Origin of the sequence: Schaalia odontolytica (assembly GCF_031191545.1) — a bacterium.
GTDB lineage: Bacteria > Actinomycetota > Actinomycetes > Actinomycetales > Actinomycetaceae > Pauljensenia > Pauljensenia odontolytica.
In genome coordinates, this window is the sequence record NZ_CP133472.1 from 2,064,438 (window position 1) to 2,084,120 (window position 19,683).

The 19,683-nt window shown below is 64.2% G+C and carries 17 protein-coding genes; 15 read left to right on the plus strand and 2 right to left on the minus strand.

The features are described 5' to 3' along the window. Nucleotides 1-33: 33 nt before the first annotated feature. Both dinB and RDV55_RS08820 read left to right on the plus strand, forming a co-directional pair. Nucleotides 34-1,377 (plus strand): DNA polymerase IV, encoded by a 1,344-nt coding sequence (dinB, locus tag RDV55_RS08815; protein WP_111823970.1) that lies wholly within the window; start codon nt 34-36, stop codon nt 1,375-1,377. Between the two features lie 68 nt (nt 1,378-1,445). Continuing rightward, on the plus strand, nt 1,446-1,862 hold the full coding sequence (locus tag RDV55_RS08820) for a DUF3040 domain-containing protein (protein WP_111823971.1): 417 nt from the start codon (nt 1,446-1,448) through the stop codon (nt 1,860-1,862). A gap of 183 nt (nt 1,863-2,045) precedes the next feature. Here RDV55_RS08820 and RDV55_RS08825 read toward each other — a convergent pair whose 3' ends face one another. Both RDV55_RS08825 and RDV55_RS08830 read right to left on the minus strand, forming a co-directional pair. Beyond that, complete coding sequence (locus tag RDV55_RS08825; RefSeq protein WP_245907729.1) at nt 2,046-2,765, minus strand: hypothetical protein; 720 nt, start codon at nt 2,763-2,765, stop codon at nt 2,046-2,048. Between the two features lie 220 nt (nt 2,766-2,985). After that, nucleotides 2,986-3,855 carry a DUF6318 family protein gene (locus RDV55_RS08830; protein ID WP_111823972.1) on the minus strand — a complete coding sequence of 290 codons (870 nt, stop codon included), beginning with the start codon at nt 3,853-3,855 and terminating at the stop codon, nt 2,986-2,988. A gap of 1,308 nt (nt 3,856-5,163) precedes the next feature. On the opposite strand from RDV55_RS08830, the gene mraZ reads away from it, so the two are divergent. The 13 genes from mraZ to RDV55_RS08895 all read left to right on the plus strand — a co-directional run bounded on the left by mraZ (nt 5,164) and on the right by RDV55_RS08895 (nt 19,672). Next, nucleotides 5,164-5,595, plus strand: a complete 432-nt coding sequence (gene mraZ / locus RDV55_RS08835; RefSeq protein ID WP_007587853.1) for a division/cell wall cluster transcriptional repressor MraZ — start codon at nt 5,164-5,166, stop codon at nt 5,593-5,595. 113 nt (nt 5,596-5,708) lie between these two features. Next, nucleotides 5,709-6,716 (plus strand): 16S rRNA (cytosine(1402)-N(4))-methyltransferase RsmH, encoded by a 1,008-nt coding sequence (rsmH, locus tag RDV55_RS08840; protein ID WP_111823974.1) that lies wholly within the window; start codon nt 5,709-5,711, stop codon nt 6,714-6,716. Continuing rightward, a complete protein-coding gene (ftsL, locus tag RDV55_RS08845; RefSeq protein ID WP_111823975.1) occupies nt 6,713-7,105 on the plus strand; it encodes a cell division protein FtsL in 393 nt (130 codons plus the stop codon). The genes rsmH and ftsL overlap by 4 nt, the downstream gene beginning before the upstream one ends. An 18-nt stretch (nt 7,106-7,123) precedes the next feature. After that, nucleotides 7,124-8,857, plus strand: coding sequence for a peptidoglycan D,D-transpeptidase FtsI family protein (locus tag RDV55_RS08850; RefSeq protein ID WP_111823976.1), 1,734 nt, complete (start codon nt 7,124-7,126; stop codon nt 8,855-8,857). A gap of 17 nt (nt 8,858-8,874) precedes the next feature. Beyond that, on the plus strand, nt 8,875-10,272 hold the full coding sequence (locus RDV55_RS08855; protein WP_111823977.1) for a UDP-N-acetylmuramoyl-tripeptide--D-alanyl-D-alanine ligase: 1,398 nt from the start codon (nt 8,875-8,877) through the stop codon (nt 10,270-10,272). Then, nucleotides 10,269-11,354: a phospho-N-acetylmuramoyl-pentapeptide-transferase gene (gene mraY / locus RDV55_RS08860; protein WP_111823978.1), complete on the plus strand. Its 1,086-nt coding sequence runs from the start codon at nt 10,269-10,271 to the stop codon at nt 11,352-11,354. Before RDV55_RS08855 ends, mraY begins: the two co-directional genes overlap by 4 nt. Beyond that, complete coding sequence (murD, locus tag RDV55_RS08865; RefSeq protein ID WP_111824028.1) at nt 11,351-12,796, plus strand: UDP-N-acetylmuramoyl-L-alanine--D-glutamate ligase; 1,446 nt, start codon at nt 11,351-11,353, stop codon at nt 12,794-12,796. The genes mraY and murD overlap by 4 nt, the downstream gene beginning before the upstream one ends. Then, nucleotides 12,783-14,039, plus strand: a complete 1,257-nt coding sequence (locus RDV55_RS08870; RefSeq protein WP_165835856.1) for an FtsW/RodA/SpoVE family cell cycle protein — start codon at nt 12,783-12,785, stop codon at nt 14,037-14,039. The genes murD and RDV55_RS08870 overlap by 14 nt, the downstream gene beginning before the upstream one ends. Before the next feature lie 32 nt (nt 14,040-14,071). Then, nucleotides 14,072-15,196: an undecaprenyldiphospho-muramoylpentapeptide beta-N-acetylglucosaminyltransferase gene (gene murG, locus RDV55_RS08875; protein WP_111823980.1), complete on the plus strand. Its 1,125-nt coding sequence runs from the start codon at nt 14,072-14,074 to the stop codon at nt 15,194-15,196. Further along, nucleotides 15,189-16,580 (plus strand): UDP-N-acetylmuramate--L-alanine ligase, encoded by a 1,392-nt coding sequence (gene murC, locus RDV55_RS08880; protein ID WP_111823981.1) that lies wholly within the window; start codon nt 15,189-15,191, stop codon nt 16,578-16,580. Before murG ends, murC begins: the two co-directional genes overlap by 8 nt. Continuing rightward, nucleotides 16,577-17,539, plus strand: coding sequence for a cell division protein FtsQ/DivIB (locus RDV55_RS08885; RefSeq protein ID WP_111823982.1), 963 nt, complete (start codon nt 16,577-16,579; stop codon nt 17,537-17,539). Before murC ends, RDV55_RS08885 begins: the two co-directional genes overlap by 4 nt. A 127-nt stretch (nt 17,540-17,666) precedes the next feature. Beyond that, nucleotides 17,667-18,914 carry a cell division protein FtsZ gene (ftsZ, locus tag RDV55_RS08890; protein ID WP_111823983.1) on the plus strand — a complete coding sequence of 416 codons (1,248 nt, stop codon included), beginning with the start codon at nt 17,667-17,669 and terminating at the stop codon, nt 18,912-18,914. Beyond that, nucleotides 18,914-19,672 (plus strand): purine nucleoside phosphorylase YfiH/LACC1 family protein, encoded by a 759-nt coding sequence (locus RDV55_RS08895; RefSeq protein WP_111823984.1) that lies wholly within the window; start codon nt 18,914-18,916, stop codon nt 19,670-19,672. Before ftsZ ends, RDV55_RS08895 begins: the two co-directional genes overlap by 1 nt. Nucleotides 19,673-19,683: the final 11 nt, after the last annotated feature.

Sequence of the window (19,683 nt, forward strand, 5' to 3'; positions counted from 1 at the left end):
TCACGTGGGACACCGACAGGCAGAGGAGGTGACATGTCAAACGCTCCCAGGGACGCGCGCGCGAAGCGCGACTGGGGATCGGACGACTCTGCCACCCCGATCCTCCACGTCGACATGGACTCCTTCTACGCCCAGGTCGAGATGCGCGAGGACCCGAGCCTCGTTGGGCGCCCCATCATCGTCGGCGGCACTTCGGGGCGCGGCGTCGTCACCTCCGCCACCTACGAGGCTCGTGCCCTGGGCGTGCGCGCCGGCATGCCGACCTCTCGCGCTCGTGCACTGTGCCCGAGTGCCGCCTTGATTCCGGGCAACTTCGCTGCCTATCAGCGATATTCCCGCGAGGTCATGAGGATTCTGGGTACCGTTACTCCCGACCTGGAGCAGGTTTCGATTGACGAGGCTTTTCTGGATGTGTCTGGGGCGAGGCGGCGCCTCGGATCGCCTCTTGAGATCGCGACCCTGATCCGCTCTCGCATCCGCGAGAGCGTCGGTTTGCCCGCCTCCGTGGGCATCGCCTCGACCAAGTCGGTGGCGAAGATCGCCTCCTCGCACGCAAAACCCGATGGCCTGCTGCTCATTCCTCATGAGGCCACGGTTGAGTTTTTGCACGGCCTGCCCGTGGGCGCCCTCTGGGGTGTAGGTGGCCGTACCGGCGCGGTTCTCGAGCGCGAGGGGATCGATACGATCGGCGACCTGGCTCACGCGCCCCTTGCCCGTTTGACGAAACTCCTCGGCCTCGCCTCGGCTCACCACCTGCACGACCTCGCCTGGGGTATCGACCCGAGGACTGTCAGCCCTGTGCGCGCCGAAAAGTCAGTCGGCATGGAGCGCACCTTCGAGGACGACGTGTGCTCGCGGGCGCAGATCGAGGAGTTCATCTTGGCGGCCTCCCACGATTGCGCTCGCCGACTACGTGCGGGCGGCGTCGTCGGGTGGACCGTCGCTATCAAGATGCGCGGCGCGGACTTTCATACGATCACGCGTAGCGTGAGCCTCGTGGCCCCCACGGACACCGGGAGAGATATCGCGAGAGCCGCGCGCGAGCTCTTTTCGCGCGAGAACATGCCGATTGGCGGGGTCCGCCTCTTTGGCGTGCGCGTCGAAGGCCTGCAGTCGCGTTCTGGGGGAGTGGCCGTGACTCTGGACCGGGATGAGCGACCGGCTGCTTCGGAACGGGCGATGGATCAGATTCGCACAAGGTTTGGCGCGGGTGCGCTGGCTCCCGCCACGCTGCTCGGTAAGAAGACGCCCGATAGACGCTCCTTCGGTGCGGAGGATCCGGACGCATCCTCTGTTGAGGCTCCCTCGAATCAACGAGGCTCTGCGCGGATAGCTCGGTTGGGTGGCGGTGAGCCACACCAGGGGACCCTCCTGTAGTGCCAGTTCGTCTCCGACATAGTGGACGCGCTAAGCTGTCGGTAACACGCGTGTGAAAGGGGCAGCCAATGGCTCTCACTGAGTATGAGAAGAAGGTTCTCGAGCAGATGGAAGAATCTCTGCGCGAGGAAGATCCGGCGTTGGCCTCGCAGATGTCTGCCCCCGTCTCCGAAGAATCTGACGCCGAGGTGCCCGCGGGACCTCGCGGTCCTCGCCGCATTGCGCTCGGCCTGACCGGGGCCGTCCTCGGAATGGTTGTCCTGGTTGTCGCTGTCTCCCTGGGCTACTCCGCTGTGTCTATCCTCCTGGGGATCGCCGGTTTCTCCCTGACTGTTGCCGGTGTGCTCTATGCGCTCTCTCGACCAGGTGGTAAAGGGAATGCGGCTGAACGCTCCGCTTCCGGCAAGAAGAACAAGGGCGGCGGATGGGATTCCTTCATTCAGGATCAGGAACGCCGCTGGGATAATCGCAAGGATAACGACTGACGAAGCACACATATTGCTGCCGAAAGCGGGGCGCGCTGGGAGACCGGGGCACCCCGCTTCGTCGTACATCGACTGTGAGTGCGGGCTGAGAGGTTGCGTCGCATCCACCCGCCCGTGGTCCTTACCCGCATGAGTCTGGGATTGGTGGCATCGGAGGTGGCGCACGAGGAGGTGTGCGCTGTTTTAGTGTCCTTGGCTTTCTTCCCAGGTGTCGGTGTTACTGATGAGGAGGTGGGAGAGGGGGAATGGGCCTGTTGTTTCGGTGGTGGTGACCAGGCCGTTGATGGTTTGGGTGTCTCCTGTGAAGGGGTTGGTGGCCGTGCCTGCCCAGGTGGTGGTCAGTGTGATGGTGCGCGTGGCGTTGGGGTAGGGGCCGTCGAATCGGGAGCGCCAGCCGCCCGGTGGGGTGTAGTAGTGGCGGATGAGGGCGGGGTCGGTGTTGGGGTCCATGCCCTTGTGCCAGGGGGTGCCCGGTGAGGTGCTGATGAGGTCTGGGGTGTCGTCTCCCCAGCTCCACTGGTAGTTCGTGGCTGTCAGGGTGATGGTGATGTCGTGGCCCAGCAGGTTGATGGTGTGGGTTTGTGTGGGGTGGGTTGCTGCCACGAGCGTGGGCACGTACTTGTTGGTGTAGGACACGTCGGTGGGGCGCTTGTGCAGGCCCGCGCCATCGGCGTGGATGGTCGTGGCGGCGTAGTACAAGATCTCGCGCGTGGTGGGCACGTACCCGGCGGGGGCATTGGTGTCTGCGCGGGAGAAGTGTGCGCACACAAATGGCTCAGACTCGGTGCCGTCAGGCAGCGTCTCGGTGTGCGACGTTGTGCCGTCACACAGATCATCATTGGCGTAAGCCAGCGCCGCAGGACCCGCGTCAGTCTCGTTTGAAAGACGAACCGCATCATCCATTGCGTTTGTTTGGGATGACGCTGGAGATTGTGCAGCCGCAGAGTTCTGTCCCCATTTGGCGTCAGCGCTTACTTTGATACCACTTCCTCCGTCAGATTCAACGATCTGATCCCAATCATGGGGCGTATCATCCCAGCCATGCGCATACGCTGTTGACAATGGAATGAATAGGACACAAATAGCGGCTAATGCCACACCAGCAGGCCGATAATCGGTGAACTTAGTGCTCATTGGCTTCTGCCCTTCCCTGCGTTTCAATCCACCGATCGCCCTGCCAGGTCATAAACAAAGAGATTGTCGCCTGATACTCCTCATTCTTGATAGTGACGCGTTGACCCGAGCATCTCGTACCATCAACTGCCGTCACACCGAATTTCACCCCGATTGTGTTAGGGGGCACATCCGCGCCATTCGCAGGAACAGGCTCAAGGAGGAGAACATGGTTAACAGTCAGCGTGTCTCCGTACGCCCAACCATTAGAGTAGACAGCGTCGATCTTGTTGATCAATGACTGAGCAAAGCCACTCGAATCGTCAGAAAGAGCTGCGATAGCAGAAGTGTCTCCGGTGTTCCACGCATACGTTGCAACTGCCAGGTAGTGCTCCGCCGCGGCCTCTGCTCCGCGTTCTGTGTTTTCTTTGGCGGCTTCGGGTAGTTCGGGTTTGGGGTAGGTCTCTGCCGCATACTCGGCCGGTCTCACGAGCACGCCGTCGGGGCCGATCTGGTAACCGCCCGACATGGCGGGCTCACTCGACGCTGTGGGCGCGGGTGTGGGCACTGCTGTGGGGCCTGTGGTTGTGACGGTGGGTGTGTGACCCCAGGGGTGCCACCAGCCCTCATTGACGCCGTTGAGGTAGATGGCCAAGAATCCGCCAATCACCAGGCCCACAACTGCGATGCGGATACCCCAATCAAGCGCGCCTGCACGCATCCAGGAACGAACCCGGGGGCGCGCTCCCCGCGTGTGGGTGGCAGCCCGAGCGGGCAGCTCACGGTCGTGCGAGCGCTGCTCGCGGCGCGAGCCCGAGCCAGGGAAGACTGCAGCGTCGTCCTCGCTGGTGGGTTGATCGGATAGGGGTGAGTTCTCCATGGTGCGCCCTCCATGATGAGATGCGTGGTGGTCCACCCCCGCCGTTGGGGGCGGACCCTTACCTGTCAGGATACGCGCAGAACCGACACGAAACACCAAGAATGCTGCGCAACCATCACGCACATCCTCCCACCCAAAAGCCAAGAAACGCACAAACGTGCATGAGGTATTGGGGCTGAGTGTGGTCTTACGTGGATCGTGTGTTGTGAGTTGACGGTGTGGGGTCTTCCTGGTGGGGCGCGGCGGGCAGTGTGTGCATGAGAGGCTGGACTTTGAAACCGACAGCACCACTGTCGGAGGGCAATGCTGGTCGAGTGAAACCGTCGGCACCTCCGTCGCGCAAAAAACGCCCTAAATACTCCGGTTGTGGCTATCGGTGGTGCCAGGGGTTTCATGCTGGCCTGAGATCGTGTCGACGGTGGTGTCGTTGGTTTCAGTGCTGCCAGTGCGCGTGTCGACGGTGGTGCCAGGGGTTTCGTACTGGCTTGAGGTCGTGTTGATAGTGGTGTAGTTGGTTTCAGTGTTGTCAGTACGCGCGCCGACGGTGGTGTCGTTGGTGTCGGTGTGGGTTGCACGCGCGTCGACGGTGGTGTCGTTGGTTTCAGTGTTGTCAGTGCGCGTGTCGACGGTGGTGTCGTTGGTGTCGGTGTGGGTTGTGCGCGCGTTAACGGTGGTGTCGTTGGTTTCAGTGTTGTCAGTGCGCGTGTCGACGGTGGTGTCGTTGGTTTCGGTGTGGGTTGTGCGCGCCTTGACACTGGTGTCATGGGTATCAGTGTGGGTTGTGTTCGCGTCGATAGCGGGGCTGATGGCCTCGTGTAATCGTGCAAGAGGAGTGGGATGCGGGAGGAGGCGAAGGACCGTCGCCTGTGGTGCTCAGGGGCCTCGCCGGTGCGTGTTCTATGAGGCCTCCGTCGTCCCCCCATGGCCTTTCCTGGGATGCTCAGGGGTCCCCACCGCCCTCCCCGGGGTCCCCACCGCCCTCCCCGAGGTTCCCCACCCTGCTCCCCACCTTCCTCCCCGAGAGTGGGGGCACAGTTCGGTGATCGAGTCTAAGACTCGTGAAAACGCTGCAATGTCAAAGAAAACGGCGTTCTTTGTCCGATGTTGTGGTCGGTGGGGGAGGTGTCGTCGCCGGTGTGACACTCCGAGTGTGTGCAAGATTTCCCCCACTTTTCTCCACCTAAATTTTTCATTGAAATAACGCCGTTTCTGCTTTCTATTTTTCGCGCCACGCCGTAAGTTTCTCTATAAGTATGGGGTCTAGTGGGGTAAAGTGGGGAAAAGTTCCGAACAGGGGAGGGCGGTGACATGTTCCTCGGTACGTACGAGCCCAAGCTCGACGACAAGGGTCGCATGTTCCTGCCCGCGCGCTTTCGTGAGGATATGGAGGGCGGAATCGTCCTCACTCGCGGCCAAGAGCACTGTATCTACGCATTCCCTGCAGCGGAATTCGAGAACATGACCGCGGAACTGCGCCGCGCGCCCCTGTCGTCAAAGCAGGCGCGTGACTGGATCCGCGTGATGCTCTCGGGTGCCTATAAGGAGATCCCGGACAAGCAGGGGCGGATCAGCGTCCCCGCGGACCTGCGTGCCTACGCCGGTCTGGATCGCGAACTCGCCGTCATTGGTGCGGGCTCGCGAGCCGAAATCTGGAACGCCTCGGCCTGGCGCGACTACCTCGCGGTCCAGGAGGAGGTCTTCTCCAACACAGCAGAAGAGATCATTCCGGGGATGTTCTGACCCGTACTCCCAGGTCTCCGCCCGCTGTTCCGACATCACTTCCCCGATGGCGGAGCACGGTGGGGGACCTGGGGGGACGGATCTAATGACGAGAGACGTGAAGGAGGCGCGGCATGCGCGATGCATCGGAGTCGGTGCGCGATTCGTCGCGCCCCGCAAGTGAGCGACATGTGCCCGTGCTCCTCGCGGAGTGTCTCGACATGTTGGCCCCCGCGATCGATCGCCCCGGCGCTGTCCTCGTGGACGGCACCCTGGGAATGGGTGGACATACCGAGGGTGCACTCGAGCGCTTCGAGAAACTGACGGTCATCGGCATCGACCGTGATCCGCAGGCGATCGCCCTCGCTTCCGAGCGCCTCGAGCGCTTTGGTGAGCGCTTCCGCGCGGTCCACACCACCTACGACAACATCGATGAGGCGGTCACAGACCAGCTCGGTCAGGGTGCGCGTGTGGACGGCATCCTCATGGACCTGGGGGTTTCCTCCCTGCAGCTCGACGAGGCCGAGCGTGGCTTCGCGTACTCCAAGGATGCGCCCCTCGACATGCGGATGGATTCGACCACCGGCCCCAGCGCCGCCGACCTGCTGGCCACGGCCTCGGAAGGCGAACTGATCCGGATCTTGCGCACCTACGGCGAAGAGAAGTTTGCGCCGCGCATCGCCCGGCTCATCATTCGGCGTCGAGATGTCGCGCCGATCAAGCGCACCGGTGAGCTCGTGGACATCATCCGCGAAGCCATCCCCGCGCCCGCGCGACGAACCGGCGGCAACCCCGCCAAGCGCACGTTCCAGGCGCTGCGCGTAGCCGTCAACGACGAGCTGACGATCTTGGAACGGGCACTGCCCAGAGCCCTCGCCAGCCTGCGAGTGGGTGGGCGCCTGGTCGTCGAGTCGTACCAGAGTCTTGAGGATCGGATAGTCAAGGACGTGCTGCGTTGCGGATCAACCAGTAGCGCTCCTCCCGGACTGCCGATCATCCCAGAGGAGATGGCTCCCAGCTTGCGCCTGCTGACGAAGGGTGCCAACAGGGCCGATCAGGCCGAACAAGACCATAACCCCCGATCTGCATCCGTGCGACTGCGCGGTGCGGAACTCATCCGCGAATGGAAGGACCTCACATGAGTGCAGCAACTGCGAAGGCACGTCCCGCAGCACGTCCCGAGCTGCGCCGCGAAGAGGCCCGCGAGCTGCGCATCGTCGAGGGCACCCGTCCTCGCCGTTCGATTGCGGCAATCCTCATGCTCTTCGTCACCGTCGCCCTGGCCTCCGTCGTCGCGTCGATGGTCCTGAACACCCGCATGGCTCAAACCTCCTTTGAGATTCGTGAGCAGCAGCTCGTCCTCAACGAGCTGGAGGCCGAGTCGTGGACGATGCGCGCGGAGCTGGATCGCAAGGCCTCGCCGACCGAGCTCGAGAAAGCAGCGCAGGCGAACGGCATGGTGCCCGCGGGCAAATCGGGCTTCATCACCCTCGAAACTGGTACTGTCGAGGCCGGGACCCCCGCGAAGTAACCCGGAAGGCGAGGACCCATGGATACCGTCGTCACGCGTTCGCGATGGATCGTAGGCATCCTTGTCGGTGCCCTATGTATCTGCGGTGTGCGCTTGGTCCAGCTCCAGATCATCGAGGGGCCGTCGCTGGCCGCCCAAGGGCAGCGTGTTCGTACCTCCTCAACGGAGGTCGCCGCTGCGCGCGGCACAATCACCGATGCCACGGGCGTCGTCCTGGCGAACTCGATCCAGACCTACGACATCGCGGTTAACCAGGTGAACATTCGCGCCTTCGTCAACCGCGACGATGACGGCAACGAGGTCGGCCGCGGTCCCGCGGAAGCGGCCCGCCTCCTGGCCCCCATTCTTGGTATCAACGAGGCGGAGCTTGGCGGCATGATGCTGGGTGACTCTACCTATGAGTACATCAAGCGCAACGTGGACGCGGTGTCCTACCGTGAGATCCGAAAGCTCGACATCTACGGCATCGAATGGGAGTCCGTTTTCGAGCGCGAATACCCCAACGGCAACGTCGCAGCCCCCGTTATCGGGACAGTCAACGCGGAGGGGCAGGGATCCTCCGGCATGGAGGCCCAGTTCGACGCGCTCCTGACGGGTACGCCCGGCGCGCAGGCCTTTGAGATTGCGCCCAACGGCGCGGTCATGCCCGGCGGAAAAAGGACGACCGTCGAGCCGAAGGACGGCGGAAACGTGGAGCTGACGCTGCACGCCGACCTGCAGCATCAGGTCCAAGACCTGCTGGACGCTCGCGTTGCGAAGCATCAGGCTGACTGGGGTGCAGTCGTCATTGAGGATGTCGCAACGGGTCACGTGCTCGTGATGGCGGATTCGAACTCCAAGGAGCCGGACAACGCTAAGCCCCAGAAAGTGCACGCCGTCCAGGACGCGTTCGAGCCCGGCTCTGTGGGCAAGCTCGTCACCGTGGGGGCCGCCCTTAACCAAGGGACGATCACACCCACGAGCGTTTTCCAGGTGCCGTACGCGCTGAACCTGTCCGATGCGGGTGGTCCCATCACCGATTTCCACGAGCATGACGGCGAGACACTGACGGCCACGGGCGTTCTCGCGGAGTCGTCGAACACCGGTACCGTCTTGATCGGTCAGACGATCGGCGACGACCAGCGCTACGCCATGATGCGTGCGTTTGGTTTCGGCGAGGAGACGGGCATTGAGTTGCCCGGCGAGTCCGCGGGCCTTATTCGCGGCGCAGACGAGTGGCAGGGGCGTGACCGCTACGTCACGATGTTCGGCCAGGCCTATGCGATTACCGCGATGCAGGAGGCATCCGCATTGGCGACGATCGCGAACGGGGGAGTGCGTATTACCCCCCACATCGTGAAGTCGTGGACGAACGCGGATGGGACGGTCGAGGTGCCGCAGGGAAGCCAGCCGGTGCAGGCCATGGACGCGACGGCGGCATCGCAGTTGCTGACCATGATGGAATCCGTCGTCGAAGACGATCGGGGCACCGCCGGTGCGGCCAAGGTCCCGGGCTACCGAGTGGGTGTCAAGACCGGTACCGCTGAGACGATCATCGACGGCGCGTCGGGCCTCGTCTCTACGACGGCAGGCATCATTCCCGCGGACGCGCCGCGCCTGGCAATCGCCGTCGTCCTGTACAACCCGAGGGTGGCGTCGGTCTCATCTGATTCGTCGGCGCCGCTGTTTGGCGACATTGCTCGCACTGCCGTCGGCAACCTGGGTATCCCCGCTTCCACCTCGTCCGCTAACCTGTATCCGACGACGCCGTGAGTCTGAAGGAGTAGAACATGCAGGCAGCAGCACAGTGGATTGCTGAGGCAGTGTCGGGGCACCTGGTCGGTCCCGATGTACTCGTGACAGGCCCGGTGGTCACTGACTCGCGTGAGGCAGCCGAGGGTTCGCTCTACGTGGCTCGCCGCGGCGAGGCCGCCGACGGACACTCCTTTGTGGCAGGGGCCGTCGAGCGCGGTGCCGTCGCCGTCATCGTTGAGCATGAAGTCGACGAGGCCGTGGCTCAGATCGTCGTCCATGATTCCACCGAGGCGCTGGGAGCCCTGGCGCGGGCACACGTGGACAACCTGCGCAGAGGGGGTGTCCTTGACGTCATCGCGATGACGGGTTCGGTGGGCAAGACCACGACGAAGGACTTGCTGGCGCAGATCATGAGCGAGGACGGGCCGACGGTGGCTCCCAAGCTTTCCTTCAACAACGAGGTCGGCCTGCCGCTGACCGTTCTGATGGCGGATGAAACGACGCGTCATCTCGTCCTCGAGATGGGTGCCTCGGGCCCCGGACATATCACCTACCTGACGGACATTGTGTCTCCGGATGTCGCGATCGAGCTGTGCGTGGGGCATGCCCACGTGGGCGGCTTTGGTGGTTTCGAAGGCGTCGCGGCCGCGAAGGCTGAGCTCATTCGGGGAACGCGCCCGGGCGGTCCCGTCATTCTCAACACAGACGACCCGAATGTCGAGGCAATGGCACCTCTGGCAACCGGCGACGTGATTCGTTTTTCTGCCTCGGGTGACCCCCGCGCGCACGTGCGCGCAATCGACGTGCATCTTGATCGCGCGGACCGTGCTTCCTTCACTCTCGTGGCCCCCCAGGGCGAGGCCCACATCGACCTGAAAATCGTCGGACGACACCACGTGGCGAATGCGCTGGCTGCTGCTGCGGGTGCTCTGACCCTCGGCGTTGACCTTCAGACCGTGGCCACCGTCCTGTCGAGTGCCCGTGCCCTGAGCCCCCACCGCATGGACGTTCACCAGCTCACCGTGGAGGGCACAGCGATCACCCTGATCGACGACTCCTACAACGCGAACCTGGACTCGATGCGTGCGGGTATCGCGGCGCTGGCCTCGATCGGCTCGGACGCCCGAAAGATCGCGGTCCTTGGCGAGATGCTGGAGCTGGGCGATGACTCCCAGCCGCTGCACGAGCAGGTCGGAGCGATGGCTGCCGATGCGGGTATCGACACACTCATTGGCCTGGGGACGGATGCCCACTACTATCTAGAGGGAGCACCGCACGTGCCCCATCGCGAGGTCGCCTCGGATCCCGAGCAGGCCGCACGCCTGGTGATTGAACACGCCGCGGATGGTTCCGTCATCCTCGTCAAAGGCTCCTACGGATCACATTCGTGGCAGGTCGCAGACATCCTGCGAGAGAAGGGAACGAACCGGTGATTGGACTTATCTCGGCCTTCATTATCGCCATGGCGCTGTCCGTGACAGGCACGCCGCTGCTCATTCGCTTCCTGGTGCTGCACCAATACGGTCAGTTCATTCGCCAGGACGGTCCGACCCAGCACCTCACCAAGCGCGGGACGCCCACGATGGGCGGCGTTGTCATTATCCTGGCGACCGTCGTCGCGTGGTTGATCGGCTCGATGGTCGCCGGCGCAGGACCGTCGTGGTCCGGCCTGCTGTTGGTCCTCCTGTTCGTTGGCTTGGGCGTTATCGGCCTGCTCGATGACGGTATCAAGATCATGCGTCAGCGTTCCCTCGGCCTGCACCCGTCGGGAAAGATCATCGGACAGGTTGCCGTGGCCTCGCTGTTTGCGTTGGGCACCTTGATCATGCCGAACGAATTCGGTGAATACGCGGGTACCTTGGAGATCTCCGTCGCTCGTCCCACGGCCTTGACGCTGGGATTCGCCGGACTTGGCGTGGGCATCGCCCTGTATCTGGTCTGGACGAACCTGATCGTGACGGCGTGGTCGAATGCGACGAACCTGACCGACGGCCTGGATGGTCTGGCTGCGGGTGTGTCTATTTTCGTGTTCGGTGCCTACACCTTCATCACCTACTTCCAGCGCATCCAGTCCTGCACGCAGCTGGGAGCCAACCAGGCGAATTGCTACTCGACGCGAGACCCACTTGACCTGGCGATTTTCTGCGCCGCGCTGATCGGCGCGCTGGCGGGTTTCCTGTGGTGGAATGCGTCGCCGGCTCAGATCTTCATGGGTGATACGGGAGCTCTTGCCCTCGGCGGCGCGGTCGCCGGCCTGTCGATCCTCACGCAGACACAGCTGCTTGCCATTGTCGTCGGCGGTCTCTTCGTTGCCGTTGTTCTCTCGGACGTCATCCAGATCGGCGTATTTAAGGCGACGGGTAAGCGGGTGTTCCGCATGGCCCCTCTGCACCACCACTTCGAGCTTCTCGAGTGGAAGGAGGTCACGATCGTGATCCGTTTCTGGCTGATTGCCGCGATCGCGGCAGTGGCAGGTGCGGGTCTGTTCTATGCGGAGTGGGTGTCGCGTCGATGAGTCGTCTCGCTGCTGTCGTCGGCTGGGGCAAGTCCGGACAGGGAGCGGCGGGAGCGCTGCTCGCCCGCGACTGGAAGGTGCGTGCGTTCGACGCGCGCGGAGGGCAGCCCTCCTTCTTCGATGATGTCCGTGCAGTTGCAGTCCACGTCGAGGAGGACCCGGCTGCCCTCGCCAGCGCGATCGTTGCGGCCGGCCCCGACCTCGTCGTCGTGTCCCCGGGCGTGCCTGCGCACCACCCGGTGTTTAGTGCCTGCGAGCAGGCTGACATTGACCTGTGGGGGGAAGTGGAGCTCGCCTGGCGTCTGCAGGAGGAAGGCCCTCACGCGGGACGTCCCTGGCTGACGGTGACCGGGACGAACGGTAAGACCACTACTGTGGGAATGCTTGGCCAGATCCTGCGCTGCGCGGGTGCCAACGTCGAAGAGGTTGGCAACATTGGAACACCGATTACACGCGCGATTGACTCCGAGGCGGAGGTCTTTGCGGTTGAGCTCTCGAGCTTCCAGCTGCACACGGCGCATACGGTGTCGCCCCTGGCGTCGATTTGTCTGAATGTGGACGCGGATCACCTGGACTGGCACGGCAGCGTTGAGGCCTATGTGGCCGACAAGGCCCGCGTCTACGAAAACACGATCAAGGCGTGTATCTATCCGGCATCCGATCGTCGCGTCGAGGCCATGGTGGAGAACGCAGAGGTCGTCGAAGGTGCACGCGCCATCGGCCTAACGCTTGGTGCGCCGTCGGTGTCGCAGTTCGGTATCGTCGAGGGCCTCCTCGTTGACCGTGCGTTCGTGAAGGACCGCGCGCGACAGGCAGCGGCCCTCGCGCACGTCTCCGATCTGTCGGGTGCGTACGGGCCTCACCCGTCGGCCGCCATTTTGTGCGATGCGCTGGCGGCTGCCGCGCTCGCCCGCGCGTATGGCGTTGAGCCCGAGGCCGTGGAGGAGGGACTGCGGTCCTTCCGTCCGGCAGGTCACCGTCGCGCGATCATTGCCGAGGCGGCGGATCTGACGTGGGTGGACGACTCGAAGGCGACGAATGCTCACGCGGCGCGCGCCTCACTGGCGGGTTTGCCTCCGCGTAGCGCTATCTGGATCGTTGGTGGCGACGCGAAGGGCCAGAATTTCACGGAGCTCATCAAGCAAGTCGAGCCGATCCTACGCGGCGTCGTCGTTATCGGCGAGGACCGCTCGGCTCTCGTTTCCGCGCTGTCCGACGGTGCGCCTCAGGTGCCCTTCGTCGAGGTTGACGGCCACGAGGACTGGATGTTCTCCGTCGTCAACGAGGCTGTGGCCCTGTCCATGCCAGGTGATACCGTCGTGCTTGCGCCGGCGTGTGCATCCTGGGATCAGTTCGATAACTACGGTCAGCGTGGCGATGCCTTCGCCGACGCGGTGTCGCGCCTGGCCGCCCAGTGGGGGAGCGCCGGTGGTGACGAATAAGCGCGGGTGGCACATCCCGACGGTCACGCTGCCTCGGATCCGCTTCGGGTCCGGAAAGGAGCGTCAGCATGATCCGGTGATGACGTACTATCTCGTCGTCCTGCCGGCCGTTGTGCTCTCGGTTTTCGGCCTCGTGATGGGCTTTTCGGCGCAAACTGTCACGTCGATCGCGCAGGGAGAGAATCCCTATTCTGCGTACGCTCGCCCCCTGGCTATCATCGTGGTTTCCCTGCTGATTGCTACGGTCGTTCAGCTGGTTCCCCAACGATGGTTCGTCTATCTGTCGCCGATAATGTTCGTGGGCGCTCTTGTCTTCCAGTCGCTGGTTCTGAGCCCCCTCGGACGCTCTGAGGGTGGCAACGCAAACTGGGTCAAGATCGGCCCGATCATGGCCCAGCCCTCGGAGTTCCTCAAGCTCGCCCTTATCGTGTTCCTGGCACTGATGGTCTCAAAGTCGGCCTCGAAGCGCTCGGATCTGCGCGCGATGGCTGTGGCCGTGGGAATGCCTATCCTCGTCGCTCTGGGAGCAGTCATGCTCGGACGTGACATGGGCACTGCGATGGTGGTCGCGGTGGGTGCTCTGGGTGCCGTGTGGGTGGCCGGCCTGCCCAAGCGCTGGTTTGGTGGCCTCCTCATGATCGCCGTGCCCACGATGGTGCTGCTCGTGCTGTCCAACCCCACTCGTATTCGCCGTATCCTCGCTATCTTGCCGGGTACGTCGAAGGGATCGGACGAGTCCGCTCCCGAGCAGATCGACCACTCGCTGTGGGCGCTGGGCTCGGGCGGCCTGACCGGCCTCGGCCCGGGCGCGTCGCGTGAGAAGTGGAATTATCTGCAGGCGGCCCACACGGACTTCATTTTCGCTATCGTGGGCGAGGAATTCGGGCTGTTCGGTACCCTCGCTGTCCTGGTCTGCCTGGGGCTGCTGGTGTGGGGCATGATACGCGTGGCGCGCGAGTCTTCGGACCTGTTTGTCGTCGTCGTTGCGTCGGGCGTTGCGTCGTGGATCGGCATCCAGACGATCATCAACGTGCTGTCGGTGACGGGGCTGGGTCCGGTCATCGGTGTTCCTCTGCCGCTCGTGTCCTACGGTGGCTCGTCCTTCCTCTTTACGATCACCGCGATCGCGGTCGTGGCGTCCTTTGCGCGCGCCCGAGCCGGGATGCGGATGATTGGTCGGCCCGACGAGGCATCGGCGGGGCGTGACCCCCGCGTGGCACCCCGCAGGCGCGCGGCTCGCTAAACTGGGGTTATGCACGCGTAAAGGAGACGCATATGGTCAAGGTAGTGATGGCTGGCGGCGGGACCGCCGGCCACGTGAATCCTCTGCTGGCGACGGCCGCACAGCTGCGTGAGAGCGGTGCGGAGGTTGTGGTCCTGGGGACAGCGGCCGGATTGGAATCGGATCTGGTTCCCGCTGCAGGTTTCCCACTCGTGGAGATTCCCCGCGTGCCGTTGCCGCGCCGCCCTTCGCTCGCCTTCTTCACGCTGCCGTCACGTTTCTTGGACGCCGTGAAGCGCTGTGCCCAGGCACTGGAGGGGGCCGACGTCCTCGTTGGTTTCGGCGGCTACGTGTCGACACCCGCGTACATAGCGGCGAAGCGCGCGGGTGTCCCGATCGTCATTCACGAGCAGAATGCTCGCCCGGGCCTCGCTAACAAGGTGGGTGCGCGCAATGCTGCGGTCGTCGCACTGACCTTCCCGGCTACGCCCCTGAGCGCGCGTTTGGGGAATACGGTCGTGACGGGTCTTCCTCTGCGTGCGGCTATCGCGGATCTGGCAAGCCGCCGCGAGGACGCGCAGGGCGCGGCGCAGGCACGCCGCGAGGCCGCTGAGCGTCTGGGCGTGAACCCTGATGCTCCGACGCTGCTCGTCACGGGTGGATCCCTGGGAGCGCTGCACGTGAACGAGTCGATGACTGGGGCCGTCGATGCGCTGCCGGAGGGGGTGCAAGTCGTGCACCTGACGGGTCGGGGCAAGGACGAGTCCGTGCGCGCCTCCGTCGAAGCGGCGGGGCTGTCGGATCGCTGGCACGTCATTGATTACCTGACGACGATGGAGGATGCGCTGGCTGTCGCAGACCTCGTCGTGTGCCGGTCGGGTGCGGGCACCGTGGCTGAGATGGAGGCCCTGGGCTTGCCCTGCATCTATGTGCCACTGCCGATCGGTAACGGTGAGCAGCGCTTGAACGCCGCGGACCACGTGGCCGCTGGTGGAGCACAGCTCATCGATGATGAGGAATTCACGGCGGACTTCGTTCGCCGTAACGTCTTTCCGCTGCTGGGCTCGACGCGCCTGGCGGATATGGCCGCCGCCTCGCAGTCGCTGGGGCGTGCGGGTGCGGCCCGCGCTTTGGCGGATTTGGCGCTGGACCAGGTGAAGGAGAACAGCAATGAGTGAGCCGACGTTGCACGATCGTTATCATCTGATCGGTATCGGCGGTGCCGGCATGAGCGTCGTCGCCGAGCTGCTGGCCTCGCGAGGCGCAATCGTGGAAGGGTCGGACCGTGAGGAATCCGCGGTCCTTGAGCACCTGCGCTCCGTTGGCGTGCGCACGTTTGTCGGGCACGACGCTTCGCACCTGGATGCGACCTCGGTGGTCGTGGTGTCGACCGCGATTCGCGATGATAATCCTGAGTTGGCGGTCGCGCGCGAGCGCGGCCAGGCGGTGATCCACCGCTCGCAGGCCCTCGCACTGGCGGCCTCGGGTATGCGTTTTGTGGGTGTGGCCGGCGCGCATGGGAAGACGACGACCTCCGGCATGCTGGCCATCGCTTTGTCGGCGTGCGGCCTAGATCCGTCCGTGGCCGTGGGTGGCGTTCTACCCCAGTTGGGTACCGGCGCGCATCTGGGGGGCGGCGACGTCTTTGTTGCTGAGGCTGATGAATCGGACGGATCGTTCCTGAACTACTCTCCGGTCATTGAGATCGTGACGAACGTGGAGCCCGATCACCTGGATCGTTACCATTCGCGCGAGGAATTCGAGGAGATCTTCGTCGAGTTTGCTCGCCGTCTGGTTCCCGGTGGCCTGCTGGTGACGTGCGCGGAGGACGAGGGCGCTGTGCGTTTGGCGCAGTCCGCGCGCGGCGAAGGTCTGCGTGTCGTCACCTACGGGCGTGTGGACCGCTCGCCCCATACGCCCGATGTCGTGATCTCCGACGTGCGTGACGAGGCCCATGGTGCCGGCGCGTCGCTGACGTGGGGGGAGCACGCCGCGTCGCTTACGCTGCGTGTTCCCGGCGAACACAACGTCCTTAACGCAACGGCCGCGTGGGTGGCCGGCATCGAGTGCGGACTTGAGCCCCAGGTGATTGCTGACGGTCTGGGTGAGTTCACGGGTGCGGCCCGTCGCTTCGAGGCACGCGGCCATGTTGGGACCCGCCGTCTGTTTGATGACTACGCCCACCATCCGACCGAGGTTGAAGCGGCGATTCGCGAGGCCCAGGTTGTCTCGGGCGAAGGTGAGGTAACCGTCGTGTTTCAGCCGCACCTCTACTCGCGCACGCGCATCTTCGCCGAGCGCTTCGCTCAGGCACTGTCGGGCGCGAACCACGTCGTCCTGACGGGCATCTACGGTGCCCGCGAGGATCCGGAACCCGGCGTGGACTCCACGCTTATTTCCTCCCGTGTCGAGGGAGCATCCTACGTCGAGGACATGCACGAGGCCGCCCGCCTGGCTGCGACGCTGACACCCGAAGGAGGCGTCTGCCTGACGATGGGAGCAGGCTCGATCACTCACTGCGCGTCCGACGTGCTGGAGGAGTGGAAGCGGATGGAGGCATGAGGCCGCCTTCTCCGAGGCGTCCGGGAGGTTCTCGCCCTCACGAGGAACGTCCGTCGCGCACAGACGGTGCCGGTCCCTCTTTCGACGAGATCATCACTGCGGTGCCCGAGGGAGAAGAAGTCCAGGACGGGCAGGAGCCGAGGCCTCGATCCGTCTCGGCGGTGGAGCGTCGCCTCGGTGGCTCGGCGGTCGAACGGCCGACGCCGGTCGCCGACGCCGCGTCCGTGCTGGGAGGCGAGGAGATGGCGGACCTGGGCGATCGCCTGCGCGAACGCCACCGTGCGCGTCGCATGCTTCTCCTACGTCGTATCGCGCTTACGGTCGTGACGCTCAGCCTGGCAAGCGGCGCAGCGTGGGTTGCGTTCTTTTCGCCGGTATTTGCCTTCTCTTCGTCGGCTGTCATCGTCTCGGGTGAGGATGGGACGCTGGTGACGGCCGATTCTGTGCGCTCATCGGTTTCATCCTTCGAAGGCGTGCCGCTGACGCGACTGAGCACGTCTGCGGTCGCACGCGCCGTCGAATCGAATGTGGCGGTGCGTTCGGCCACCGTCACGCGCCACTGGCCGACGAGTCTGCGCATCTCGGTGACGATGCGAACCCCGATGGCTGCGGAGGTAGCGGTCGGCGGCTATCAGCTGGTGGACGACCAGGGTGTGGCGTTCCAGCAGGTTGCCAGCGCGGGGGACTACCCGGTGGTGACGCTGCCGGAGGATCGTCGTGTCGGCGCAGCCGATATCGCCTCGGCGCTTGGTGCGCTCGATGGACAGACACGCTCGCAGGTGACCGCTGTGACGTCCACGGGCACACAGGTGAGTTTCACGCTGCGTGGCGGCCAGACTGTCAAGTGGGGAACGAATGAGGACGCTCCGCAGAAGGCTCGAGTGCTCGCCACGTTGCTCGCGAATGTGACGGCTACGACCTACGACGTGTCGTCGCCGAATCACCCTGTGACCAGTTAAGCCTTCGGCGTTGTCCGCGTGTTGGCTTGAAGGATCGCGCGCGGACCCCTAGTTTCTTTCCGACACGAAGCACGTTAAACATCAACCTTCAACTAAAGGTTGAGGGTCTGATGCAAGGGAGACATCCATGACGACACCGCAAAACCACCTGGCAGTGATCAAGGTCGTCGGCGTCGGCGGCGGCGGAGTTAATGCCGTGAACCGAATGATCGAGGTCGGCCTCAAGGGCGTTGAGTTCATTGCCGTCAACACTGACGCGCAGGCTCTGCTCATGTCTGATGCCGAGACGAAGCTCGACATCGGCCGTGAACTGACGCACGGCCTCGGCGCGGGTGCGGATCCCGCGGTCGGTCGCAAGGCTGCCGAGGACCATATCGACGAGATTACCGCCGCACTCGAGGGCGCGGACATGGTCTTCGTGACCGCCGGTGAAGGCGGTGGCACCGGTACCGGTGCGGCCCCCGTTGTCGCCAAGATCGCCCGCGATGCTGGCGCGTTGACAGTCGGTGTCGTCACCCGACCCTTCTCCTTCGAGGGGAACCGTCGTGCGGCCCAGGCCGAGGGGGGCGTGACCACGCTGCGCGAAGAGGTCGATACCCTCATCGTGATCCCGAATGATCGTCTCCTGGAGATCTCTGACGCGAACATCTCCGTGCTCGATGCATTCCGTGCAGCCGACCAGGTCCTGCTGTCGGGCGTTCAGGGCATCACCGAGCTGATCACGACCCCGGGTCTGATTAACGTGGACTTCAACGACGTCAAGTCGGTCATGAAGGACGCCGGTTCGGCTCTCATGGGTATCGGTGCTGCGACCGGCGAGGATCGCGCCCTGCGCGCTGTCGAAAGCGCGATTTCGTCCCCGCTGCTCGAGGCTTCGATCGACGGTGCCCATGGCGTGCTTATGTTCTTCCAGGGTGGCTCCGACCTCAGCCTGCAGGAAGTCTTTGCTTCGTCGCAGCTTGTGCGTGAGGCCGCACACCCCGAGGCCAACATCATCTTCGGTAACGTCATCGACGATGCCCTCGGTGATGAGATTCGTGTCACGGTCATTGCTGCCGGATTCGACGATGCGACCGACGCTCAGCTGTCGCGTCCCGCCGCCGCTCGTGTTGCGCCGCCCGTTGCCCAGCAGCGTCCCGCCGCCCCGGAAGCGAAGGCCCCCGCCGCCGAGACCACTCGGATCAGCCAGGTGTCGACGCGTCGCCCCCAGCATCGTGCCGACGTTGCCGCTCCGGTTCGTGAGGCCGCTGCGGCCCCCGTCGATGCACCCGAGGCTACGGAGTATGAAGAGTCCGAGCATTCCTTCGAGGTTCCTCGCGTCTACCCCGAGGCTCCCGTGAAGGAAGAGCTGGATATCCCTCCCTTCCTGCGTTGATGAGTGACTTGCTCTGGGCCGGTGCCCGGGTCCACCTGACCGAGGTGGACCCGGGCACCGGCGCACTATGCGGCAATGTTGGCCTGCATGTGGGCGACGATCCCTCTCTTGTGCGCGAGCGGCGACGCTCGCTCGCGCGGCGATTGGGACGTGACGTGGTCTGGATGGATCAGACCCATTCGATCCGGGTTGATCTTCTTCGGATGCGCGGTGGCGAGCTTGTCAATGCGGACACCGACGCGTTGCTTGGACGGCCGGCGCGGGGGGAGTGGGGGCCCGTCGACGCCGACGGTGTTGTCATTGATGCCCGCGGCTGCCAGGGCGCTCCGGCCCTCGCCGTACAGACCGCCGACTGTTTGCCCGTCGTCCTATCCGCGTCGTCGGGACAGGTTGTCGCTGCCGTGCATGCGGGTAGGCGTGGTCTTCTCGGAGGGATACTCGCCCGGGCGGTCGAGCGCATGCACTCCCTTGTCGATGGTCCCGTTGACGCACTTATCGGTCCGGCGATCTGTGGGCGCTGCTACGAGGTTCCTGCAGACATGGCGGACGAGAGTGAGGATCTCATGCCTGGGATTCGTGCTCTGACGTCCTGGGGAACGCCCGCGCTCGACCTGCCCCACGCGGCCGCTTCATCTCTGCGTGCCGTGGGGGTGCGCGTTGAGATCGATGAGCGATGCACCCTTGAAGAACCGTCTCTTTTCTCCTACCGCCGCGACTCCTCGTGTGGTCGGCAGGCGCTGATCATCGTTCCGGCCTGACTTCTTCTCGC

Coding starts and splice junctions, on each gene's coding strand:
- dinB (WP_111823970.1), top strand. CDS start 34: ATGTCAAACGCTCCCAGGGACGCGCGCGCGAAGCGCGACTGGGGATCG.
- RDV55_RS08820 (WP_111823971.1), top strand. CDS start 1,446: ATGGCTCTCACTGAGTATGAGAAGAAGGTTCTCGAGCAGATGGAAGAA.
- RDV55_RS08825 (WP_245907729.1), bottom strand. CDS start 2,765: ATGGATGATGCGGTTCGTCTTTCAAACGAGACTGACGCGGGTCCTGCG.
- RDV55_RS08830 (WP_111823972.1), bottom strand. CDS start 3,855: ATGGAGAACTCACCCCTATCCGATCAACCCACCAGCGAGGACGACGCT.
- mraZ (WP_007587853.1), top strand. CDS start 5,164: ATGTTCCTCGGTACGTACGAGCCCAAGCTCGACGACAAGGGTCGCATG.
- rsmH (WP_111823974.1), top strand. CDS start 5,709: ATGCGCGATGCATCGGAGTCGGTGCGCGATTCGTCGCGCCCCGCAAGT.
- ftsL (WP_111823975.1), top strand. CDS start 6,713: ATGAGTGCAGCAACTGCGAAGGCACGTCCCGCAGCACGTCCCGAGCTG.
- RDV55_RS08850 (WP_111823976.1), top strand. CDS start 7,124: ATGGATACCGTCGTCACGCGTTCGCGATGGATCGTAGGCATCCTTGTC.
- RDV55_RS08855 (WP_111823977.1), top strand. CDS start 8,875: ATGCAGGCAGCAGCACAGTGGATTGCTGAGGCAGTGTCGGGGCACCTG.
- murD (WP_111824028.1), top strand. CDS start 11,351: ATGAGTCGTCTCGCTGCTGTCGTCGGCTGGGGCAAGTCCGGACAGGGA.
- murG (WP_111823980.1), top strand. CDS start 14,072: ATGGTCAAGGTAGTGATGGCTGGCGGCGGGACCGCCGGCCACGTGAAT.
- murC (WP_111823981.1), top strand. CDS start 15,189: ATGAGTGAGCCGACGTTGCACGATCGTTATCATCTGATCGGTATCGGC.
- RDV55_RS08885 (WP_111823982.1), top strand. CDS start 16,577: ATGAGGCCGCCTTCTCCGAGGCGTCCGGGAGGTTCTCGCCCTCACGAG.
- ftsZ (WP_111823983.1), top strand. CDS start 17,667: ATGACGACACCGCAAAACCACCTGGCAGTGATCAAGGTCGTCGGCGTC.
- RDV55_RS08895 (WP_111823984.1), top strand. CDS start 18,914: ATGAGTGACTTGCTCTGGGCCGGTGCCCGGGTCCACCTGACCGAGGTG.